Source organism: Niveispirillum fermenti, from assembly GCF_052474395.1.
The window spans coordinates 175,338-195,956 of sequence record NZ_CP156681.1; the positions used below are offsets into that span (position 1 = coordinate 175,338).

Sequence of the window (20,619 nt, forward strand, 5' to 3'; positions counted from 1 at the left end):
GAAAAGTTCATCTTTCGCGAACGGGCTCCCGCCACGATGACCCCGCATGAATTGCTTGCCGTCATAGACAAACATGAACGCTGGCTGAAAAGGTTGACGGGCGGCGCCCGCGCCATGCTGGCGCTGGCTGACCTGCAGGGCCATAATTTCTCCGGTGCCAACTTGCAGAATGGCAAGTTTTCCGGCGCCGACCTTTCCGATTGCGACTTCACCGGTGCCAACCTGTCGGCATGCGACCTGTTCGCCGCAAGGCTGAGCCGCGCCATCCTGGTCAATACCAACCTGACCAATGCCGACCTGCGCGGCGCCCACCTGCGCGGCGCCCGGCTGAAATGCGCCATCCTGCGCGGGGCGGACCTGCGGGGCGGTGCGCTGCTGGACCGGCGCAATCCCGGCAATGTGCGGATGGAACCGTCGGATCTGCGCGGTGCCGACATGGATGACGCCACGCTGGCCAATGCCAATCTGGCCGGGGCCGACCTGTCGGAATGCTCGCTGGTGGGCGCGGATTGCTCAGGTGCGCAGATGGCCGGCTGCAACATGGCCCGGTCGGTCATGAAGAACGCCAATTTCGCGGGCAGCGACATGCGCGGCGTCAGCCTGGCTGGCGCCAACCTGGCCGGTGCGCGGCTGCGCGACTGCAATCTGGCCGGCGCAGTGATGGCCGGCGCCAACCTGCGCAATGCCGACCTGCAGGGGGCCAATCTGGAAGGGGTCGACCTGTCCAATGTCGACATGCTGGGCGCCAATTTCAGCCGCTCGGCTGAAAGCTTCTCTGCCACCATCCAACGCATCCTCAGCCAGCACCAGACCTGGATCACCAGCAATGGCGAGAAGGGGGAGCGTGCCGACCTGGAGGGCCAGGACCTGTCGCATATCGACCTGGCCGGTGCCAACCTGGGCGGCGCCAATCTGAAGGGCGTGAAGCTGTCGGGCGCCAAGCTGCGCGACGGCCTGTTCATCATGGCCGACCTGTCGGGCGCGGCCCTGAACTATGCCGACCTGACGGGTGCCACGCTGGACGGGGCCAACCTGCGCGGCAGCGACATGACGGGCGCCAAGCTGGACGGTGCCAAGGTCGGCTCGGTGGAGATCAAGGGGCCGAACGGCCGCGGCACGGGCCGCAAATGGCCCGCCAACCTGTCCAACACCACCCTTGTCCAGGCCAGCCTGACCCGCGCCAGCATGCGCGGCGTGAACCTGTCGGGCGCCAATCTGCGCGATGCGGACCTGACCGACGCCAACCTGCTGGATGCCAACATGCGAGGCGCCGACATGGCGGGGGCCGTCACCAAGGGGGCGGCCCTGCCCGCACCCGATGAGGATGATGATTTCAGTTGAGCACCGCCAGACGCGAACGCACCAGTAACAACCGCGTTGCCGTGTCGGCCGGCGCATCGGCCAGCGACAACAGGCGCGCGGGCGCCACATAGCGCTGGCACAGCCCTTCCAGCACCGTCTGGAAATGAAGCTGCAGCCAGGGATTGGTGGACCGCACCCCGTCGCCGGCCAGGGGCATGGCCCCCCAGGGCAGCAGCACGACAAGGCTGTAATCCGCCATGGCGCAGACGGCACGGGCCAGCAGCGCCTCCGTTGCGGCCGGGTCATCCACGCCAAAGCCGTTGGATAGCCAGAAGGCCGCGAAATCCAGCGGCGTGCGGTCGGTGACCAGCCCGTCGCCGCGGGCCAGATCGGCCGCCAGCGCGTCGGCATCCCCCGCCAGCAACCGCCTGTGTCCATCCCGGGTCAGATCGTGGAAATCGAACCCGGCCGCCAGTCTGGCGCGCATCGCCTCCTGGCGCACGGGCAGGCCAAGGTCCCCCGACAGGCGGGCGGCCAAGGTCGATTTTCCGGTGCCGGCGCTGCCGGCAATCCCGATGCGTGGCTGTCGCGTCATCTCCTGCGCCACCTCCCCCAGAACTTGCCCGTGCCGTTCCATCGGCCTTATAATACTGCATTGCGGTAATCAGAGCCTGTTGGCTCTGATTACCGCCCTCAAATGCCGGCGCCAACATCCGTTGGCTTGGCGATGCCGCACGAGCGGCGCGGCGGCAGTCGCCGCCGTAGCAAATTGCGATAAGGTCCACTCATCGCAGTTTGGTATAAGGTCGCATCCGCCGTCGGGCGGATGTACGGGTCCAAAGGATAGCATCGTGCCTAGCGCTCCCGCCGCCAATCCCTCCGAAAGGCGGGGATGCGGCCTCTCCGTCTTCGCCGCCCTCTGTGTCGTCACCATGGCGATGCTGGTGCCGATTGCGGCGAAAGCGGGGCCGGCGCGGGTTGTTTCCCTTAATCTCTGCACCGACCAGTTGGCCTTGCTGCTGTTGCCGCGTGACAGGATCGCAGGGCTGACGCATCTGGCCGCCGATCCCGGCCTGTCCGCCCTGGCCGGACAGGTGGGCCGCATTCCGCTTCTGCAGGGCATGGCGGAAGAGGTGCTGCCCCTCAAGCCCGACCTCGTCCTGGCCGGCGCCTTCACGACGCGCCACACCATCGCCCTGCTGCGCGCCCGCGGCATCCCCGTGCTGGAAATCGGCCTGGTGAATGATTTCGACGATATCCGTGCCCAGATCCGGCAGGTGGCCGCCGCCCTGGACGAAACGGCGCGGGGCGAAGCTGCCATCGCGGAGATGGATGCCATGCTGGCCGCCGCCCGCCGGGCCGACGGGCCGGCGCGGCGGCTGCGCGTGCTGTCGCTGGCGCCCGGTGCCTTCACGGCCGGGTCCGGCACGCTTTACGACGCCGTCATGCGGGCGGCGGGCCTGGACAATTATGCCGCCGGCAAGGGCCTTGCCGGCTATGGCTATCTGTCGGTCGAGACCGTGGCCGCCGACCCGCCCGATCTGCTGGTCGCCGGCACCGACGAGGGGCGGCACCCGTCGCTGAACGGGCAGATGCTGACCCACCCGGCCCTGACCCATGCCGTGCCGGCCGGCCGGCGGCCCGTGGTGCCGGGCCGGCTGTGGACCTGCGGCGGGCCTTTCACCGCAGAAGCCGTGGCCGGCCTGGCCGCCGCCCGCGACCGGCTTCTGGCGGAGACCGTTTTTGACGAAGGCCGGGTTTCAAGACGGCCCGGTTCTGAGAAGGAATGACCCATCCATGCCGCGCTGGACCCTGCCGCTGCTGATCCTGGCCGTACCGCTTTTCTTCGTCACCTCGCTGGCCGTGGGCCCCAGCGCCGTGTCACTGCCGCTGGCCGTCGGCGAATGGTGGCGGGGGGGCGACGGAACGGCCGCCATCATCTTCGCCGACATTCGCCTGCCCCGCGCCCTGCTGGGGCTGGGCATCGGTGCCGTGCTGGGGCTGGCCGGCGCCGCCCTGCAGGGGCTTTTGCGCAATCCGCTGGCCGAGCCGGCCCTGATCGGCGTGTCGGCCAGTGCCGGGCTGGGCGCGGTCATCGCCTTTTATGCCGGGATGACCCTGGTTTTCCCGCTGGCCCTGCCCCTGGGCGGCATGACCGGGGCGCTGGTCGCCGTTACCCTTCTTTATCTGCTGGCCGGGCGTCAGGCCTCCGTCCTGACCCTGATCCTGGCCGGCGTGGCCATCAGCAGCCTGGCGTCGGCGCTGACTTCCCTGGCCCTGTCGCTGTCGCCCAATCCGTTCGCCCTGTCGGAAATCGTGTTCTGGATGCTGGGATCGCTGGCCGACCGGTCCATGGATCATGTGACGGTGGCGGCCCCCTTCATGCTGGCCGGTGCGCTTTTGCTGCTGCTGGCCGGTCGCGGGCTGGACGCCCTGTCACTGGGGGAGGAAACGGCGCGGTCCATGGGGTTCAACCCCGGTCGCACGGGCGCGCTGGTCATCATCGGCACGGCGCTGTCGGTGGGGGCGGCAGTGTCGGTAGCCGGCGCCATCGGCTTCATCGGGCTGATCGTGCCGCATCTCCTGCGCCCGCTGGCCGGGGCGCAGCCATCGCGCCTGCTGCCGCTGTCGGCCCTGGGCGGGGCCGCCCTGCTGCTGGCCGCCGACACCGCCGTCCGCCTGGGCGGGCCGGGACAGGAACTGAAGCTGGGTGTCGTCACGGCCCTGCTGGGCGCGCCCTTCTTCCTGGTCCTGGTGCTGAAGACGCGCGCACGGCTGGTTTGATGCGGGACCCGGCTGCGGGCCCCGGCTGCGGCGATGGACGCCGGCGATGGACGCCGGCCGCCGGTTGCGATCGCCGGACCATGGGGTTAAGCGGGAATTTCACTCACCCCCCGGCCCTGGCTTGACTATGCTGGGAGCCGGACTTTTCTCCGGGGATGATGACATGCGCAAGGTGACCGTCGCCGCCACGCAGTTCGCGTGCAGTTGGGATCGCGAAGCCAATATCGCCAAGGCGGAACGGATGATCCGCGACGCCCATGCGAGGGGCGCACAGATCATCCTGATCCAGGAACTGTTTGAAACCCCTTATTTCTGTCAGGACCAGAAGCCGGAATATTTCGAACTGGCCGCACCGGCCGCCGGCAATCCGCTGCTGTCACATTTTCAGTCCCTGGCGCGGGAGCTGGCGGTCGTGCTGCCCCTGTCCTTTTTCGAAAAGGCAAACAACGCCCATTACAATTCACTGGCCACCATTGATGCCGACGGCACCATCCTGGACATCTATCGCAAGAGCCATATTCCCGACGGGCCGGGCTATCAGGAGAAATATTATTTCAACCCCGGGGATACCGGGTTCAGGACCTGCCAGACCCGATACGCCCGTATCGGCACCGCCATCTGCTGGGACCAGTGGTTTCCCGAAGCCGCGCGCGTCATGGCGCTGCAGGGGGCAGAACTGCTGTTCTATCCCACGGCCATCGGTTCCGAACCGCAGGACCCGACATTGGACAGCCGTGACCATTGGCAGCGCGTGATGCAGGGCCATAGCGGGGCCAACCTGATCCCCGTGATCGCCAGCAACCGCATCGGGCAGGAGGATTTCGACACGGGCAGCATTACCTTCTACGGGTCCAGCTTCATCACCGACCCGAAGGGGGCCAAACTGACCGAGGCGGGTCGGGGGGAGGAAGCATTGCTGGTGCAGGAATTCGACCTGGACGCCATCGCCCGCACGCGCGCCGGCTGGGGCGTGTTCCGAGACCGGCGCCCCACGCTTTACGCCCCGATCCTGAGCCTGGATGGCAGCCTGCGCCACGCATAGCGTCTTTAATAAACCGAATATATGTGTAATCCTGTGGTCCTGCACCCTTAAGGACCCATTGCAACCTTGCGCCTGCTCTTTTGTCTGATCTTCCTTCTGACAATCACAGCTTTGACGGTTGCGGCGGCCGAGCCGCGGATGACCGGCACGGCCGAGCCGTGGATGACAGTGGCGGCCGAGCCGCGGATGACAGTGGCGGCCGAGCCGCGGATGACAGTGGCGGCCGAGCCGCGGATGACAGTGGCGGCCGAGCCGCAATCCGGCCAGCCGCCCCAGGGACGGCTGGAGCGGATGTTCAGCCAGCGCGCGGGCCAGGTACTGACCCTGTTTGGGCGTGACCTGTTCGGCGGGCCGCCGGCGCCCGGATTGCAGACGAGCGGACCACAGACGAACGGCACGCCGCTGCTGGGCATGGTGGGCGACGAATACCGTCTGGGCCCCGGCGATGAATTGTCGCTGTTGCTGCGGGGGCAGGTGTCGCGCAGCAGGCTGTACCGGATCGGCGCCGACGGGCTGCTGCTGATCGAGGATCTCCGCCCTATCGCCGCCGCCGGCCGCAGCCTGCGGGACGTGCGGGAGGAGGTGGAGGCGGCCATCGCCGTGGCCCATCTCCAGACCCAGGCCTTTCTGTCGGTTGTGGCACCCCGACAGGTCGGGGTGCTGGTGCTGGGCCAGGTGGCGCGGCCGGGCCGTCAGCAATTGCCCGCCTTCGCCACAGCGCTGGATGCCTTGCAGGCGGCCGGCGGCGTGCTGCCGGATGGCAGCCTGCGTGCCATCCGCCTGCTGGAGCCCGGCGGACAGGAGACCCTGGTCGATCTTTACGATCTGATGACACGTGGCGACGGTGCCGCCACCCGGCTGCTGGCCGACGGCACACGGCTTGTCATTCCGCCCATCGGGCCCGTCGTGGCCGCGGCCGGCGCCGTAAAGCGCCCCGGCCTTTATGAATTGCCGGCCGGTGACGGGGGCCTGACCGGCCCGGACGATACGGCGGACCTGCTTGCGCTGGCCGGTGGCAGCCTGCGGCCGGGACAGGACCGGTCGACCTTGCTGCGCTATGACGCCCAGGGGGTGGAACGGCCACAGCCCGTATCGGCTGGCACACCGCTGCCCCTGCGCGACGGCGACCTTCTGCTGCATGCCCCGCTGGGCGGCGCCCGTCAGGGCAGCGTGACACTGGGCGGTGCCGTGGCGGAACCAGGGGAACGGCCGCTGGCGGCGGGCATGCGGCTGGCCGGGCTGGTGGATGCGGATATGCTGCCGGCCGACATCTATTATCCCGTCGCCATCCTGCTGCGCCGGCCGGCGGCCGGCGGCCCGCCGGAGATGCTGGCCCTGGACCTTGCCGCCCTGCTGGCCGGCCACCAGGGGGAGGAAGCGCGCGACGGGGACCGGCTGCTGCTGCTGGCTGCGACCGATGTGGCGTTCCTGCGCAGCCGGGCCGTGCTGTCGCTTTTGGCCGGGCGTTTCCCCGATCCAGGCGCGGTCGCGGCCTGCCCCGGCCTGGCGTCGCTGGCCGCCGCGCTGACGGCCGACCCCGGGGGACCGCTGGCCGCCGGGCCGGGCGCCCTGGCCGCCACAGGGATGGAAGGACCGCCCCTGCCCTGCCCATCCCTGTTCATCGATGATCCCGACCTTCTGCCCTTCCTGCTGCGGCAATCGGTGTTCCTGCGGCGCGGCGTGATGCGGCCCGGTCCCTATCCCGTGGCCGGCCCGGTGGCATTGTCTCTGCTGGCGCCGGTGGCCGGCGGGCGGCACGAGGGGCGCGAACTGGCCCATCCCGGCCAGGTGGCCGATGCGGGGGGCGACGGCATCCTGCTGGCCGGGGCGGTGCGCCAGCCGGGCCTTCGCCCCTTCGACGGCGGCAGCCTGCGCAGCCTGTTGACGGGGGCGGGCGCCCCGCTGCCGGACGCCTACGGGCTGGCGGCCATCCTGGACCGTGCCGACCCCGCGGGACCGGCGCGGCGGACACACCTGTTCGCCCCGGCCGATGTCCTGGCCGGAAGGTTCGACCTGCGCCTGCGGGACGGCGACCGCGTCACGCTGTTCCATCAGACCGAGGTGATGGCGGCACCCGACAATCCCGACACGCCGGACCCGCTGGAACCGGCCGCCCGCGCCCTGTTGCGCGAAAGGACCATCGCCGTGCGGGGCGGGGTGATGCGGCCCGGCGAATACCCCGTGGCAGGTCCGGCCCCGCTGGATTTGCTGTTGCGCGTGGCCGGCGGCCTGCATCCGGATGCCGATGGCGCGCGGGTGGAGCTGACCCCCCACCCCCCCGCCGGGCCCGACACCGACCCGTTCGCAGGGCAGCCCCGCCTGCTGCCGCAGGGTAGCGCCGGGGCACAATCCATACCACCGGGCTCGGCGCTGCGCGTCGGGCTGCGGCAGCGGCCGCAGGAACGGCGCAGCGTGCTGCTGGCCGGAGAGGTGATGGAGCCGGGAACCTACGATCTGGCGCCGGGCGAGACATTGTCCGGCCTGCTGACCCGTGCGGGCGGGCTGACGGCCGATGCCTATCCCGACGGCACCATCTTCACCCGCGAAAGCGCCCGGCTGGCGGAGGAGGAGGGGCTGCGACGCAATGCGCGGGAACTGGACCGGCAACTGGCCCAGATGCTGGGCGGCAAGAACCCGCCCGACCCGGCGCGTGTGGACCTGCTGCGCCGCCTGACGGAGGATCTGCGCGGGGTCAGCGCCCTGGGACGCATAACCGTGAAGGCCGATCCCGGTGTGCTGGCCGACCGGCCCGAACTGGACATTCCCCTTATGCCCGGCGATCGCATCCATATTCCCCGGCGGCCACTGACCGTCACGGTGTCGGGGGAGGTGCTGTCCCCCGCATCGCTGCTGTTCGATCCGGAAAAGACGCCGCGCGATTACCTGCGCGAGGCGGGCGGACTGACCCGCTACGCCGATGATGGCCGCATCTTCATCATCCATCCCGATGGCGCGGCCGAGCCCTTGCGCAGCGGCTGGCTGTCGCATCGCGCCATGGCCATCACGCCCGGTTCCATGCTGGTGGTGCCCCGCGACGCGGAGCCGTTCGAATGGCTGCCGCTGGCACAGAGCATCACCACGATCCTGAGCCAGATCGCCTTCAGCGCCGCCGCCATCGCAGCCATCCAGGACTGATCCATGGCACCACCGCCCCGCCTGTCCATCATTACCGTCGTGCGCGACGATCCCGAAGGGCTGGCGGCGACGGCGGGAAGTGTGGCGGCCCAGCGCTGGACGGCGTTCGAATGGTTGGTGGCCGATGGCGGGTCCGGCCCGGCCACCCTGGCGGCACTGGCCGCCGTTCCGCGGCCGCCGGACTGGGCCGACAGCCGGCCCGATGGCGGCCCCTTCGACGGCATGGACAGGGCCATGGCGCATGCACAGGGCGATTTCCTGCTGTTCCTGAATGCCGGCGACCTGCTGGCCGACGACGATGTCCTTCAGGACCTGTCCGGCCTGCTGGCGGGCCGGGACGCCGACATCTTCTATGGCGATACGCTGGAGGACCCAGGCGACGGGCGGGTCCGGCGCAAACCGGCGCGACATTGGCGATGGGCATTCTACGGCATGCCGGCCCACCATTGCGCGCTATATTACCGCCGCGCCCTGGTCGCAGGCCTGCGGATGGAACAAGGGTACAAGGTCGCGGGGGATTATGCCTTCACATTGGCGGCCCTGCGGCGTACGCCCCGAGTCGCACGCGCCGCGCGCGTCGTCGCCCGGTTTGCACCCGGCGGATTGTCCCGTAGATATGCGGCATTGGGCAGGATGGAGCAGGCGTACATCCGGCAGCACTTGCTTAAAATGCCACGGATTTTATCCAAGGGAATTTATCTGATACAAATTGTCGCAGGCACGATGCGACATATATTTCCAAGGGGCTATGCCTTTTGGGTTTTCCGGTAAAGAAACCCTGAACATGGCCACCACAGGAGGGTGTTAAACCGCCATTGACACAATGTTTTCAAGCGTTACACCCGCCGCTATGCGCCTCTGCCGCCCCGAACCGTGACCGGTTCGCAACCTGTGACTATGCAACTAGCCGTATTGGAGCGGACAAACCGGGGTTCTATATGTAGCGGTAACTGTCAGGCGCGAAGGAGTATAGCGATGCTTGAAAAAAGAAACCCGTCGAAGGCCGGGCTTGCCCAGGCCTATTCCCTGTCGAAGCGGGGAGAAGGTCCGAACCCGATCGATATCCATGTCGGCCAGCGCCTTCGCCTGCGCCGCACCCTGCTGGGCCTGAGCCAGGAAACACTGGGCGAGGCGGTGGGCATCACCTTCCAGCAGCTTCAGAAATATGAGCGCGGTGCCAACCGCATCAGCGCCAGCCGCCTGTTCAACCTGTCCCAGGTGCTGGGCGTGCCCGTGACCTTCTTCTTCGACGATCTGCCGGCGCCGGAGGCCACCCTGGTCCAGGAGGAGCCCAGCGAGACGCAGGAGTTCGAGTCGATGGCACGCCGCGAGACGCTGGAACTGGTCCGCGCCTATTACCGGATTCCCGACGAATCCATCCGCCGCCGCACGTTCGAACTGGTCAAGACCCTGGCCGGCGACGCGACGGACAGCACCAAGGCCGGTTGATCATACCGGTCCCCAGCGCCTGAACGGTCCATCTGGCTGGCTGCGTCCCGCGTGGCCAGCCAGTCGCGTTTCAGGTCGATCGACCAATAGTAGAAGGCCCGGGCCAGGGCATGGTGCAGCCCCGCCCGGCCATCCAGAAAGCCAAGGCACCAGATATAGGCGTGCAGGAACGCCAGCAACGGCCGGCACGGCAGGGACGCCACCAGATGCTTGGCCCGGCGCCGCCAGCCGCGTTCACCGGCCAGCCGTACCTGCTGTCCGCGGGCCGCATACCGCGACAGCCCCGCTTCCCAGTCCGAATAGCGGTTGTGACGATCGAACCAGGCGGCCGGCGGCTTGGCATCATCATGCAGCATGAAGGCGCAAAGCCGGCCCACCGACCCGTCAGCAACGGGCTGATAATGGCCTTCCACCTCCCACATGCGGGTGATGTGCAGATCGTCGCAGGTCGGAAAACGCACCCGGTCGCGGCGCAGCAGGGCGATCTTGCGGTAAGGGGTGCCGAAGCGCAGCGTGCGGCCCAGCCAGACGGGCCGGCTGTCGATGAAAAAGGCATCATGGCGGCTCTCACCGCGCAACAGCACCGCGATCTCCTCCGCCAGGGCGGGCGGCACCCGCTCGTCGGCATCGATGAACAGCACCCAGTCGTGTCGTACCCGCGGATGCGACAGCGACCATTGCTTCTTCTTGGGGTAAAGGCCGTTCCAGCGGAAAGGAAGGATTTCCGCGCCCGCCGCCTTGGCAAGGCTGTCGGTTCCATCCTCGCTGTGGCTGTCCACCACCAGCACCTGTGCAAAACGGTCCAGGCAGGCCAGGCAGGCGGTGATGTTCGCCGCCTCGTTACGGGTCATCACGATGACGGTGGCGGGGATATCACCGCTCATGCCCACCCCCGGCGCCACCCGAACCGGGCGGACAGCACGAACAGGCAGAGCGCGAAGCCGGCAAGCCCGCCCGCCGGCAACAACAGCACGGGATTGGGCCAGTCGGCCAGCGCCGGGGCGGACGGCGCCTCCAGCGGATCCGCCGCGAAGGGCAGGCCCAGTTCCAGCATCATCAGGGTCTGTTCCTGATCCGCCACCATCCCGGTCAGCGACCGCGACCGGTCCAGGTTGGACATGGTGGCCAGCCGGCTGCCGACATGGTCCATCTCGGCCCGCAGGCGCCGCCGCGCCTCCTCCCGCAGATGCGCCTCCGTGGCGCCATGCAGCCGGGCCAGCAGCAGCAATGCGAAATCCCGCCGCTCATGCCGATAGACCAGGCGTCGCATGGGGCCGCCGGACACCAATTCGATGGCCAGATATTTCTTCAGGTGTCGCGACAGGTCCACGGCATCCGGCGGGGCCCAGGTGGGATGCCCGGCCACCCATCGCAGGGTCCGGCCCAGCAGGGCGGTGAGGCCGACGGGGGGGCGCCAGCCACCGGCTTCGGCATCCCAACTGTCCTTGAACAGGACCCGCATGATGGCCGGGTCCGCCTCCAGCCTTTCCGCCACGGGCACCGAGGTCAGCAGGGCCAGATAACGGGCGAAGTCGGACACAAGCTCGTCCGCCGCCCCCGGTTCGGCAATGCTGCGGCCGGCGACAGGGCCGGGGCACGCGGGCCCATGGCGGCCGGCCCCGACCGGCCGGGTGGGCCCACCACCATGCTCGCGGTAAATTGCGGCGTGACAAGGTGCAGCGCCAGCACCATCAGCCCCACGCCCACCGCAGTGGCCAGGGCCAGCCGCCGCCAATCCCCCGCCAGCGCGCGAAACATTTCCAGGATGCCCGGCGCGGGCAGCGCCACAGTGGAGCCGAGACTGTCCGGCACGGGGGATGCCTCTTCTTATACTCACCTGAAGAAGAGGATGTATGCATCATATTCTCTTGTAAAGCCCGGAAAGCGCCCTCCCTGCGACCAATGATATAATCATGCTGAAACAAATGTACTTGAAGCTTGTATGCAGCAGCAATCCCAGCAGCAGCGACGGCGTGGCCGCCAGCAGCAGACGCATCGGCACAGCGGGGCTGCGAACCACCAGGCCGGCCAGCAATCCGGCATAGATCACGACCAGCGCCAGCCCCACGGCCCCCAGCTTCAACAGGAAATAGCTGGCGGCGCTGTGGGTATAGGATACCCGCCACCAGCCAACGGCCGGGTTGGCCACCAGCGCGCCCCAGCCGTCGCCGAACAGGAAGGCCACCGGGCTGCGACCCATCTGGTCCAGGACGGCCAGAAATTCATCGGCGCGGTTGTTGAGCCCCACCGCCTGCGTCTTGTCCGCCAGCAACCCCGCCACGCCGGCCAGCGGTTCACGGATGACCAACAGGAACAAGGCCAGCAGGAACAGCCCCAGCACCAGCCATACGGGCCGCCGCACCACCAGCCGCCACAGGGGCAGCGCCAGACCCGCCAGCAGCGCCAGCAGCGACAGGCCCAGCCCGGCGCGATGCAGGGTGGCGGCCTGGGCCAGCAGACAGCAGGCGGCACCGGCCAGCGCCAGCAGGGCCGGCACCCGCCTGAACCAGCCCGTCCCCATCGCCAGCCCGTCCATCCCGCGCAGCCCCAGCCAGACCGAGGCAAAGGGAATCAGCGCACTGTTCAACAGATAGTCCCGCCCCTCGCCCAGGGGGGCGGAACCGACAGCGGACAAGGCCATGCCGGCATCCAGCCACCAGCGCATGGCCAGGGCCACCCCGCCCATCGCCGCCGCATCGGCCAGCCGATCAGCCGACCGGTCGGGCAGATGCGCCAGCGCGGGGGCCAGCAGCAATGGCAGCGCCAGGAACATCATGGGCACGATGTCGCGCACCATGTCTGTCAGGCCCCAGCCGTTCCAAAGGCCCCGAACCAGCCCCTGCCAGAACAGCCAGACCATGATGGCGGACCCGATCCCCAGCACGGCCGGCCCCCGTGCTACGGCCAGGCCGGACAGGAAGCGCCAGGGAACAGCCAGGCCGGCACAGACCGCGATGCCGACGAAAACCAGCAGTTCCTGCAAACGGATGCCGGGTGGGGCGGGTGCGCTGCCCAGCCCATAGGCGATGAAGGCCAGCCCCAGCGCCACCCAGCGTCTATCTTCCGCCCACCCTACCCGCATCACGCGATCCGCAACCATCTTCCTCAACACCCATTGTGCCATGGGATCGGGACTGGACAAGCATGCCGTGCCGGGTCCAAATCCCTGGCCATGACGCACCAGATCGACACCATCGCACTGCCGCACGGCCGGCCGGGCACCAGCCGGCAGCTGACCATCCACCAGTTCGGGCAGCCGGGCGCCCGGCCCAAGGCCTATATCCAGGCCGGCCTGCATGCTGATGAATTGCCCGGCATGCTGGTTGCCCGCCACCTGATCGACCGGCTGGCCGCACTGGACGGGCAGGGCAAGGTGGCGGGCCATGTCGTGCTGATCCCCATGGCCAACCCGATCGGGCTGGACCAGATCATCATGGGCGGTCATATGGGCCAATTCGACCTGGCCGGCGGGGTCAATTTCAACCGCGCCTTCGCCGACCTGTCCGATCCGGTGTCGGCACGGCTGGCGGCCGGAACGCTGGGACCGCTGTCGGCAGACCCCGAGGCCAACCGGCGCCTTCTGCAGGCAGCCCTTTCACAGGCGGCCGGCGAAATCCGGACCCGGACGGAGACCGAGGCGCTGCGCAAACTGCTGCTGTCGCATGCCGTGGATGCCGATCTTGTGCTGGATCTGCATTGCGACAGCGAGGCGCTGATGCATCTGTACACCACCCCCTGCTGCTGGCCGCTGGGTGTGGACGATCTGGCGGCCCGCCTGGATTGCGGGGTGGCGCTGCTGGCCGAGACATCGGGCGGCAACCCCTTCGACGAGGTGTGTTCCACCCCGTGGGACAGCCTGCGCCGCGGGCATGGCGGCCCCGCCACCCCCATTCCCGTGGGCTGCATTTCGGTGACCGTGGAACTGCGCGGCCAGCATGATGTCGACGAGACGATGGCGCGGCGGGATGCCGATGCCCTGATCGATCACCTGGGCTGGCGCGGCATCCTGGACGTGCCCGCACCCGCCATGGCCATTGCCGCCGACATCGCCACGCCGCTGGCCGCCGTGGACAGGGTGCGCGCGCCGGCCGGTGGCGTGGTGCTGTACCATGCCATGCTGGGTGAGCAGGTACAGGCCGGACAGCATGTCGCCTGCGTGCTGGACCCGATGACGGGCACCCGCCACGCCTGTCATGCCGCCAGCGACGGCCCCGTCTGGGCCCGGTCGCGAAACCGCTATGCCTGCCCCGGCGACATCCTCCTGTCCATCGCGGGCCGGGAAGTGCTGGTGACCAGCGGTCCCCTGCTGACGGCCTGATGCGAAGCGGACATTTCATTGCCCGCGAAATCGCCGCCGCGCCATGATGCAATACAGACCCGTGCGGACTTGGAAATCCCGGGCCGGCGGTCTAGTTTGCCTGTCACATTCGCGCCAGCATGATGGTCATCCGATGAACAAGCCCTTGAACAGCTACCGCAACGGCCCCGACGAGCACGGGCATTTCGGCATATTCGGGGGCCGTTTCGTGGCCGAAACGCTGATGCCGCTGATCCTGGACCTGGAAAAGGCCTATGAGGAGGCGAAGGCCGATCCGGCCTTCCACGCCGAACTGGCAGGCTATCTGAAGCAGTATGTGGGCCGGCCCAGCCCGCTCTACCTCGCCGAGCGGCTGACCAGCCATTTCGGCGGCGCGCGGATCTATCTGAAGCGCGAGGAGCTGAACCATACCGGCGCGCACAAGATCAACAATTGCATGGGCCAGATCCTGCTGGCCAAGCGCATGGGCAAGAAGCGGATCATCGCGGAAACGGGTGCCGGACAGCACGGCGTGGCCACAGCCACGGTCTGCGCCCTGATGGGCCTGCCCTGCACGATCTACATGGGCGCCACCGACATCGCGCGCCAGGCGCCCAACGTGTTCCGGATGAAGCTGCTGGGGGCGGAGGTGAAGGCCGTGACCAGCGGTGCCGCGACGCTGAAGGACGCGATGAACGATGCGCTGCGCGACTGGGTGACGAATGTGGAGGATACCTTCTACATCATCGGCACCGTCGCCGGCCCCCATCCCTATCCGGCCATGGTGCGCGACTTCCAGAACATTATCGGCGAGGAAACGCGCCAGCAGATGATGGAGATGGAAGGCCGCCTGCCCGATCTGCTGGTCGCCTGCATCGGCGGCGGGTCCAATGCCATGGGCCTGTTCCACCCGTTCCTGGACGACCCGTCGGTGCGCATGGTCGCCGTGGAGGCCGGCGGCCACGGGTTGGACACGCCCAACGGCCATGCCGCCAGTCTGGCCGGTGGGCGCCCCGGCGTGCTGCATGGCAACCGCACCTATCTTCTGCAGGATGAAGACGGCCAGATCCTGGAAGGCCATTCCATCTCCGCCGGGCTGGACTATCCGGGCATCGGCCCGGAACATGCCTGGCTGCACGAGGTGGGCCGCGTCGAATATGTCAGCGCCACGGACAAGGAGGCGCTGGACGCCTTCCAACTGCTGGCCCGCCTGGAGGGCATCCTGCCCGCCCTGGAGCCCAGCCACGCCTTGGCCGTGGTCGCCAAGCTGGCCCCGACGCTGCCCAGGGACACGCTCCTGGTCGTGAACCTGTCGGGTCGCGGTGACAAGGACATCTTCACCATCGGCAACGAGCTGGGCGTGGCACTCTGATCGCTTGTCCGGAGCATGCCTTGACCAGGGCACGCCTTTGTCCGGGGCACGCCTTTGTCCGGGGCACCACGGGAAAGATCGGCAATACCTGCGAAGCCGCCGCCATTGCCCCCCAGGGGAGCGCATGGCGGCGGCTTTGTCGTTCCTGATCAGGGGGACGGCGCGGCCGATGGCGGCGGGGCGGGAACGTCCAGCGCCGGTTGCACCGGACCGGTCGTCGGGGCCGAGGGGGGCGCCGAAATGGGCGCCGGTGCAGGCGCCGGCGTGGGGGCGGGAACCGGCTGGGGGGCCGGCGCCGGCGGGGGGGCGGGTGGCAGCACGGTCAGGGTACCCGCCGCGGTGCGCGCGAAGCGGGTGCCGTCGATCAGGTCATCCAGCCGGGCCGATGGCAGCGCGAAGGTGCCAGCCGTCACGGCGCGGGCCAGATAGACAAGCCGGAAACTGCCGCCATCGGGCATGCCGTCCAGCGCCGCCACGAACCGGTCGTCGCGGAATTCCACCAGTGCCGCTTCCGACAGGGTACCCAGCCAGGAAAGGTTGCCCAACTGGGCACTGCCGGCCAGGCGCACATTTTCGACGACCAGACCCGCCGGCAACGGGTCCAGCAGCAGCAACGGCCCGGTCAGCGGCTGTTCGGCCCGGCCTTCCAGCACCACGACCAGCAGATCGCCGGTGCGCACCCGCGACAGGTTGGCGGGCCGGCCGCGGCTGTCCATGATCTGCCGGGTCAAGCCCAGGCCTGCGGCATCAGCCTTGTCCGGCGTCGACAGGATGCCGGCCGACATGGTCAGGGTCCGCAGCGGCTGATCGCCGTCATTGCGCACCGACAGGCCCGGACCGTCGGCAGCAAGCGGCCGCAGCAACGGGCCATCCCCCGTCGCGGGCTGGCCATCCACGGTCAGGGACAATGGCGGCGTGACTCGGGCCAGCGACTGCGCCGCCAGCAGCAGCCAGGCCCGTTCCTGCGTGGCCACCAGCGACGGATCGCGCAGCATCTCCGACAACGTCGCCGTCTCCGCATTGATGCGGGCAGGATCGGCATTGGCGGCGATCAGCAGCGACAAGGTGGCCGCCCGGTCGCGCAAGGGGGAGCCGAAATCACGGATGCCCACCGCCACGGGCAGCGGATCGTCCAGCCGTGCCAGCAGGTCGGCCGCGCGTTGCCCTTCACCAAGGATGGCGAAGGCCGCGGCGACCTGAGCGCGGGCCAGCCGTGTGGGCACACGGGCCATGAAGGTTTCCTGGAAGAAACGGATAGGTGCGGCGTCGATGGCCCGGGCCCGGGCCGCGACATAGAGCGCGTAGGCGCGGGCCGGCAGTTCCGCATCCTCGATCCAGCGGTTGCCGATGGAACGGACCAGATAATCCAGCCCCCGGCGATAGCCGTCCTCGGGCACGGTGAACCCGGCCTCGCGTGAGCGGGTCAGCACGTCGAGCGCGAAGGCCGTCAGCCACGGATCGGCCGGCCCGTCATGCGCCCAGAGCGAAAAGGCACCATCGGCCCGCTGGCGGCTGATCAGCCGTTCCACCAGATCCTCTGCCTTGGCGGACAGCCGTTCGTCGGCGGGCAGGTCCAGCGCCTTCAGCCAGGCATTGGCCCCCGGCAGGGGCAACAGGCGGGCGGCCAACTGGTCGGCCGATCCGAACGGCCGGCTGTCGATCAGCAGCAGATGCGTCAGCGCGTCCAGCGGCGGCGGTGCCGACACCATGGCCAGGCGCGTCGTCGCCCCCGCCACCGGCGCCTCATGCTGCGGCGGGGTCAGGGCCACCGTCTGGCCGGCGGCCAGTTCACCCCGCACCTGGGTCACCGCCAACGGGTGGGCGGGGCGGATATTGACGGGGAACCGCCGGGTGAGGCTGTAGCCCTGCGGTCCCGTGACATGCACGACCAGCACGCCGTAGCCAGGATCACCGCCCACCAGCAGGCGGTTCAGCACCACCTTGCGCCCGCGTGCCAGAGAGGAGAAGCGCGTCTCCTCCTGCCCGCCTTCCAGCTTCACCGGGCCTTCCGCCGTGAACGACACCTTGTAGGCGCCGCGCGGACCGGACAGGTTCTCCAGCGTCAGGGCGATGCGCGCCCGGTCGCCCGGCGCCAGGAAGCCCGGCAGGCTCACGTCCGCCGCGATGTCGTCACGCACATCCAGCACGGCCGTCCCCCTGCCGACCTTGGCCCCGCTCCAGGCCACCACCGTCAGGTCCAGCCGGCCCGTGGCGTCGGGCAGGTCCAGGGTCACGACGGCCTTGCCATCCGGGCCAACCGTGACGACGCCCGAATGCAGCGCCGTGACGGGACCGGAGCGCGGGGCCGTGGTGACACGGCTGCGTGCCGCCTCGCCATTGTCGCCGGCTGCGGCTGCGGCTGGCGGCTCCGTCGGGCTGACCAGCCGCCCATAGACATCGCGCAGTTCCACCGCCAGCCGCCGCTTGCCCAGATACCAGCCGACGGGATCGACCTTGCGCGTTTCGGGCAGGCGGGCCACACCTTCATCCACAGCGGTCAGGACCAGATTGACGGTGCCGCCCGGTTCCAAGCCCGTCACGGTGACGGGCAGGGTCACGGGACCGCGGGGATGCGCGGCCTCCGGCGCTTCCACCGTCACGGTCAGCGACCGGTCGGCGGGATCGATGGCGACCCAGCCGGACCCCAGCGCGCGGCGCGGGGGCGTGCGGTTGCCGGGATTGGCCGGGGCGAAGGCCGTGGCCAGCACATGGGCACCGGCCGTCACATCGCCCGGCAGGGACAGTTCCACGAAGGCGCCCTCGGTCCCGATCTCGCTGACCACGGTCTGGCGAATGGCGCGATCCGCCAGGGTGACGGCCACCGTGCCGGCATAGGGCGGCCGCACGAAGACCCGCACCTTGTCGCCCGGCCGGTGCAGCGGCTCCTGCACCTTGACCTCGACGATGTCGGGCGCGTCACCCAGCTTGGCACTCACCCACCAGCCGGCGGAAAAGCGGATGGAACTGGCCGTGCCGGATGCCGGGTCGAAAACCTCCAGCCGGTAGCGGCCGGCGCGAACCTGCTCCTCGATGACGCTGGGCTGATCGGCGGCAACGTCAATGCTGCCGCCGGTCAGCCGCCGGTCCTTGACCGTGGTGCGGTATTCCCAGCGGCCATCGGCGGCGTACCACTCGTAATCGAACTCTTCCTCGAAAAGGTCCCAGGAGAGGCCGTTGCGCGCGATACGGCGGCCATCGGCCGCGGCGGCCACGACATCCACGGCCACCGTCGCCCCCTCCGGCACGGCATCGCCGCTGAAATTGGGCTTCAAACCCAGAAAGACAGGGCGATGACCGACGGGCAGGACCAGCTCGCGATCCACCGAACGGCCGCCGACATCATGCAACGTGGCACGCAGCACGGCTTCCAGCCGCCGGGTCGTATCCGGCAGACGCCCCACATCAAGCGACAATTGCGCCGCACCATCGTCGCCGGTCGTGAAGCCGGGCAGCGGCCGCCTTTCCGGCGACGGCACCTGCTGGGCCAGCCCGAACTGATACCCTTCCAGCCCCGGCCAGACCTTGTCCGTCGACCGCAGCGTCACGGTCATCTCACCCGGCAGCAGACCAGCCGCCGACCCGTTCAGGTAACGGGCCGCCACGGACAGATTGACCTTCCCGTCGGCCCCGATGCGGGGCCGGTCGGCCAACAGGTCGAAGGCGATGCGGGCGGGCGCGACCTCCCCGACATTGAAGCGCGTCTCGCCGATTGCGGGGCCGGACGGGTCCAGATGCGCGGTTGCCGTCCAGCGACCCGACGGTGCATTGGCGGGAAGCTCGAAGCGCAGCACATGGCCGCCAGCGCCCTCATCCTCCACCACGCGCCGTTCCACTTCCAGCCCGTCGGGCCGGACGAAGCGCATTGTCAGCTTCTGGCCAGCCAGCGCATTGGCGTCGGCATCGCGCAGCAATGCCGTCAGCCATACCGGATCGCCCGGACGATAGGCGCCGCGCTCGGTGAAAAGATAGGCGTCGGCCGGCCCCGACACGGCACGGCCGCCGCTTCCCCCCAGCAATTCCACGGCCGGCACGCCGAAATCCAGCAGCGAGAAACCGCCATCGGAGCTGGACGCGAACAGCGCCTGTGGCGCCGCCTCGTTCACGCCGCCGATCTGGGCGGCGTTGAACCGGGCCATGCCGTCGGCCCCCGTCACAGCACGGCCCAGTTCGCGCTTGTCGCGCGCCACCAGCCGCAGTTCCACCCCGGCCAGCGGCTTTGCCGTGGCCAGGCTGCGGGCGAAGACATAAAGCCCGTTGCCGGCCTTGAAACTGGTCAATCCCAGATCGGAAACCACGAACCATTGCGTCGTGCGCTTGTCCCACGCCACAAAGGACAGGGCCGCATCCTCTGCCACGGCGACATACACGCCCGGCGTCAGCGCCCCCAGCACGGCATCGATGGGAAACGGCGTCAACACGCTCTTGTTGCGCGCGCCGCCGATGGCCATCTCGCCCTTCCAGACGCGCTCGCCCTTCTGGTCCAGGACATCGCCGATCTCGAAATCGGTCATGGTCTGGTTGGACCGGCCATAATAGACCTGTTCCACCAGCGCGCGGTCATTGACACGCAGCACGGTCAGGCGGGCACGGTCGGTGTTGACGCTGCGCAGCGGCAGCCCGTCCGCCCCGACCCGCGGCAGGATGTATCCCTGTCCGCGGAAGGACAGGCTGGGCCGCCGGTCCGGCACGGCCAGTTCGCGGGTAACGGCGTCGGCCAGCTTTTCCCGCGCGCCGGCGGCGGGCAATCCGGCCTTGATGGTGACGGCATAGCGTTGGCCATGCTTCAGCCCGTCCAGGCACAGGGTCTGATCGCGCGTGGTCAGGTTGACGCCCTGTCCCGGATCGACGGAGACGAAGCGCGACAATTCGTTCGTTCGGCCCCGCTGGCGCGGCAATGCCCGTGTGAAGGCGAAACAGGCCTGCGGCTGGTCACGCTCGGCCGCCACCTCCACCCCCATCAGTTCGAAGGGGCGCGACTCCGGGTCCGCGGCCGGCGCGGCGGCGGGCGGCGGCGGCGGGCGCTGACCTCCCTGGGCAAGGGCAGCGGGCGCCAGGAGAATAGCCGTGGCGAGCAGCAGGGCTTGAATGCGCGGCATGTGTCTTGGGAGGCGAATGGCGGGACGGAAGGGCGGAAGCGGAGCGACGGTGGAATGGACGCCACGAATATGGCACCACAACGGCCAGAGGACGCTGTTTTCCAAATCTTTGCAACAAGGTCATTGGGATGGGGGAGCGCAC

At 69.0% G+C, this 20,619-nt stretch carries 15 protein-coding genes; 9 read left to right on the forward strand and 6 right to left on the reverse strand.

The genetic code is table 11. The features are described 5' to 3' along the window. Window positions 1-36: 36 nt before the first annotated feature. The gene (locus ABC728_RS12295; protein ID WP_416618136.1) at window positions 37-1,341 is read left to right on the forward strand and encodes a pentapeptide repeat-containing protein; all 1,305 of its coding nucleotides are present in this window, start codon (window positions 37-39) and stop codon (window positions 1,339-1,341) included. On the opposite strand, the gene ABC728_RS12300 is transcribed toward ABC728_RS12295, so the two are convergent. Continuing rightward, window positions 1,334-1,897, reverse strand: a complete 564-nt coding sequence (locus tag ABC728_RS12300; RefSeq protein WP_416618135.1) for an AAA family ATPase — start codon at window positions 1,895-1,897, stop codon at window positions 1,334-1,336. The genes ABC728_RS12295 and ABC728_RS12300 overlap by 8 nt on opposite strands. Window positions 1,898-2,153: 256 nt before the next feature. On the opposite strand from ABC728_RS12300, the gene ABC728_RS12305 reads away from it, so the two are divergent. From ABC728_RS12305 to ABC728_RS12330, 6 genes are all read left to right on the forward strand, one after another. Further along, entirely contained in the window at window positions 2,154-3,092 is a 939-nt protein-coding gene (locus ABC728_RS12305) for an ABC transporter substrate-binding protein (protein ID WP_416618134.1), read from the forward strand. Window positions 3,093-3,099: 7 nt separating this feature from the next. Then, on the forward strand, window positions 3,100-4,086 hold the full coding sequence (locus tag ABC728_RS12310) for a FecCD family ABC transporter permease (protein WP_416618133.1): 987 nt from the start codon (window positions 3,100-3,102) through the stop codon (window positions 4,084-4,086). Window positions 4,087-4,249: 163 nt separating this feature from the next. Further along, a complete protein-coding gene (gene aguB / locus ABC728_RS12315) occupies window positions 4,250-5,128 on the forward strand; it encodes an N-carbamoylputrescine amidase (protein ID WP_416618132.1) in 879 nt (292 codons plus the stop codon). A 138-nt stretch (window positions 5,129-5,266) separates the two neighbouring features. Beyond that, on the forward strand, window positions 5,267-8,263 hold the full coding sequence (locus ABC728_RS12320; RefSeq protein WP_416618131.1) for a polysaccharide biosynthesis/export family protein: 2,997 nt from the start codon (window positions 5,267-5,269) through the stop codon (window positions 8,261-8,263). 3 nt (window positions 8,264-8,266) lie between these two features. Further along, window positions 8,267-9,034 (forward strand): glycosyltransferase, encoded by a 768-nt coding sequence (locus tag ABC728_RS12325; RefSeq protein WP_416618130.1) that lies wholly within the window; start codon window positions 8,267-8,269, stop codon window positions 9,032-9,034. A 204-nt stretch (window positions 9,035-9,238) separates the two neighbouring features. Continuing rightward, window positions 9,239-9,712 (forward strand): helix-turn-helix domain-containing protein, encoded by a 474-nt coding sequence (locus tag ABC728_RS12330; RefSeq protein ID WP_416618129.1) that lies wholly within the window; start codon window positions 9,239-9,241, stop codon window positions 9,710-9,712. Here ABC728_RS12330 and ABC728_RS12335 read toward each other — a convergent pair. From ABC728_RS12335 to ABC728_RS12350, 4 genes are read right to left on the reverse strand one after another with little or no spacing between them, the layout of a single operon-like run. Continuing rightward, a complete protein-coding gene (locus ABC728_RS12335) occupies window positions 9,619-10,596 on the reverse strand; it encodes a glycosyltransferase family 2 protein (RefSeq protein WP_416618128.1) in 978 nt (325 codons plus the stop codon). The two genes, ABC728_RS12330 and ABC728_RS12335, sit on opposite strands and share 94 nt — an antisense overlap. Next, a complete protein-coding gene (locus tag ABC728_RS12340) occupies window positions 10,593-11,252 on the reverse strand; it encodes a hypothetical protein (protein WP_445376550.1) in 660 nt (219 codons plus the stop codon). Before ABC728_RS12340 ends, ABC728_RS12335 begins: the two co-directional genes overlap by 4 nt. Next, window positions 11,219-11,524, reverse strand: a complete 306-nt coding sequence (locus tag ABC728_RS12345; RefSeq protein ID WP_416618126.1) for a hypothetical protein — start codon at window positions 11,522-11,524, stop codon at window positions 11,219-11,221. Before ABC728_RS12345 ends, ABC728_RS12340 begins: the two co-directional genes overlap by 34 nt. Window positions 11,525-11,570: 46 nt before the next feature. Then, window positions 11,571-12,812 carry a hypothetical protein gene (locus ABC728_RS12350; RefSeq protein ID WP_445376551.1) on the reverse strand — a complete coding sequence of 414 codons (1,242 nt, stop codon included), beginning with the start codon at window positions 12,810-12,812 and terminating at the stop codon, window positions 11,571-11,573. A 72-nt stretch (window positions 12,813-12,884) separates the two neighbouring features. Between ABC728_RS12350 and ABC728_RS12355 the strand changes: the two genes are divergently transcribed. Together ABC728_RS12355 and trpB are read left to right on the forward strand one after the other, a co-directional pair. Beyond that, complete coding sequence (locus ABC728_RS12355; protein WP_445376552.1) at window positions 12,885-14,030, forward strand: succinylglutamate desuccinylase/aspartoacylase family protein; 1,146 nt, start codon at window positions 12,885-12,887, stop codon at window positions 14,028-14,030. 133 nt (window positions 14,031-14,163) lie between these two features. Then, the gene (gene trpB / locus ABC728_RS12360) at window positions 14,164-15,381 is read left to right on the forward strand and encodes a tryptophan synthase subunit beta (protein ID WP_416618123.1); all 1,218 of its coding nucleotides are present in this window, start codon (window positions 14,164-14,166) and stop codon (window positions 15,379-15,381) included. Window positions 15,382-15,530: 149 nt separating this feature from the next. On the opposite strand, the gene ABC728_RS12365 is transcribed toward trpB, so the two are convergent. Further along, complete coding sequence (locus ABC728_RS12365) at window positions 15,531-20,477, reverse strand: alpha-2-macroglobulin family protein (protein WP_416618122.1); 4,947 nt, start codon at window positions 20,475-20,477, stop codon at window positions 15,531-15,533. Between the last annotated feature and the right edge of the window lie 142 nt (window positions 20,478-20,619).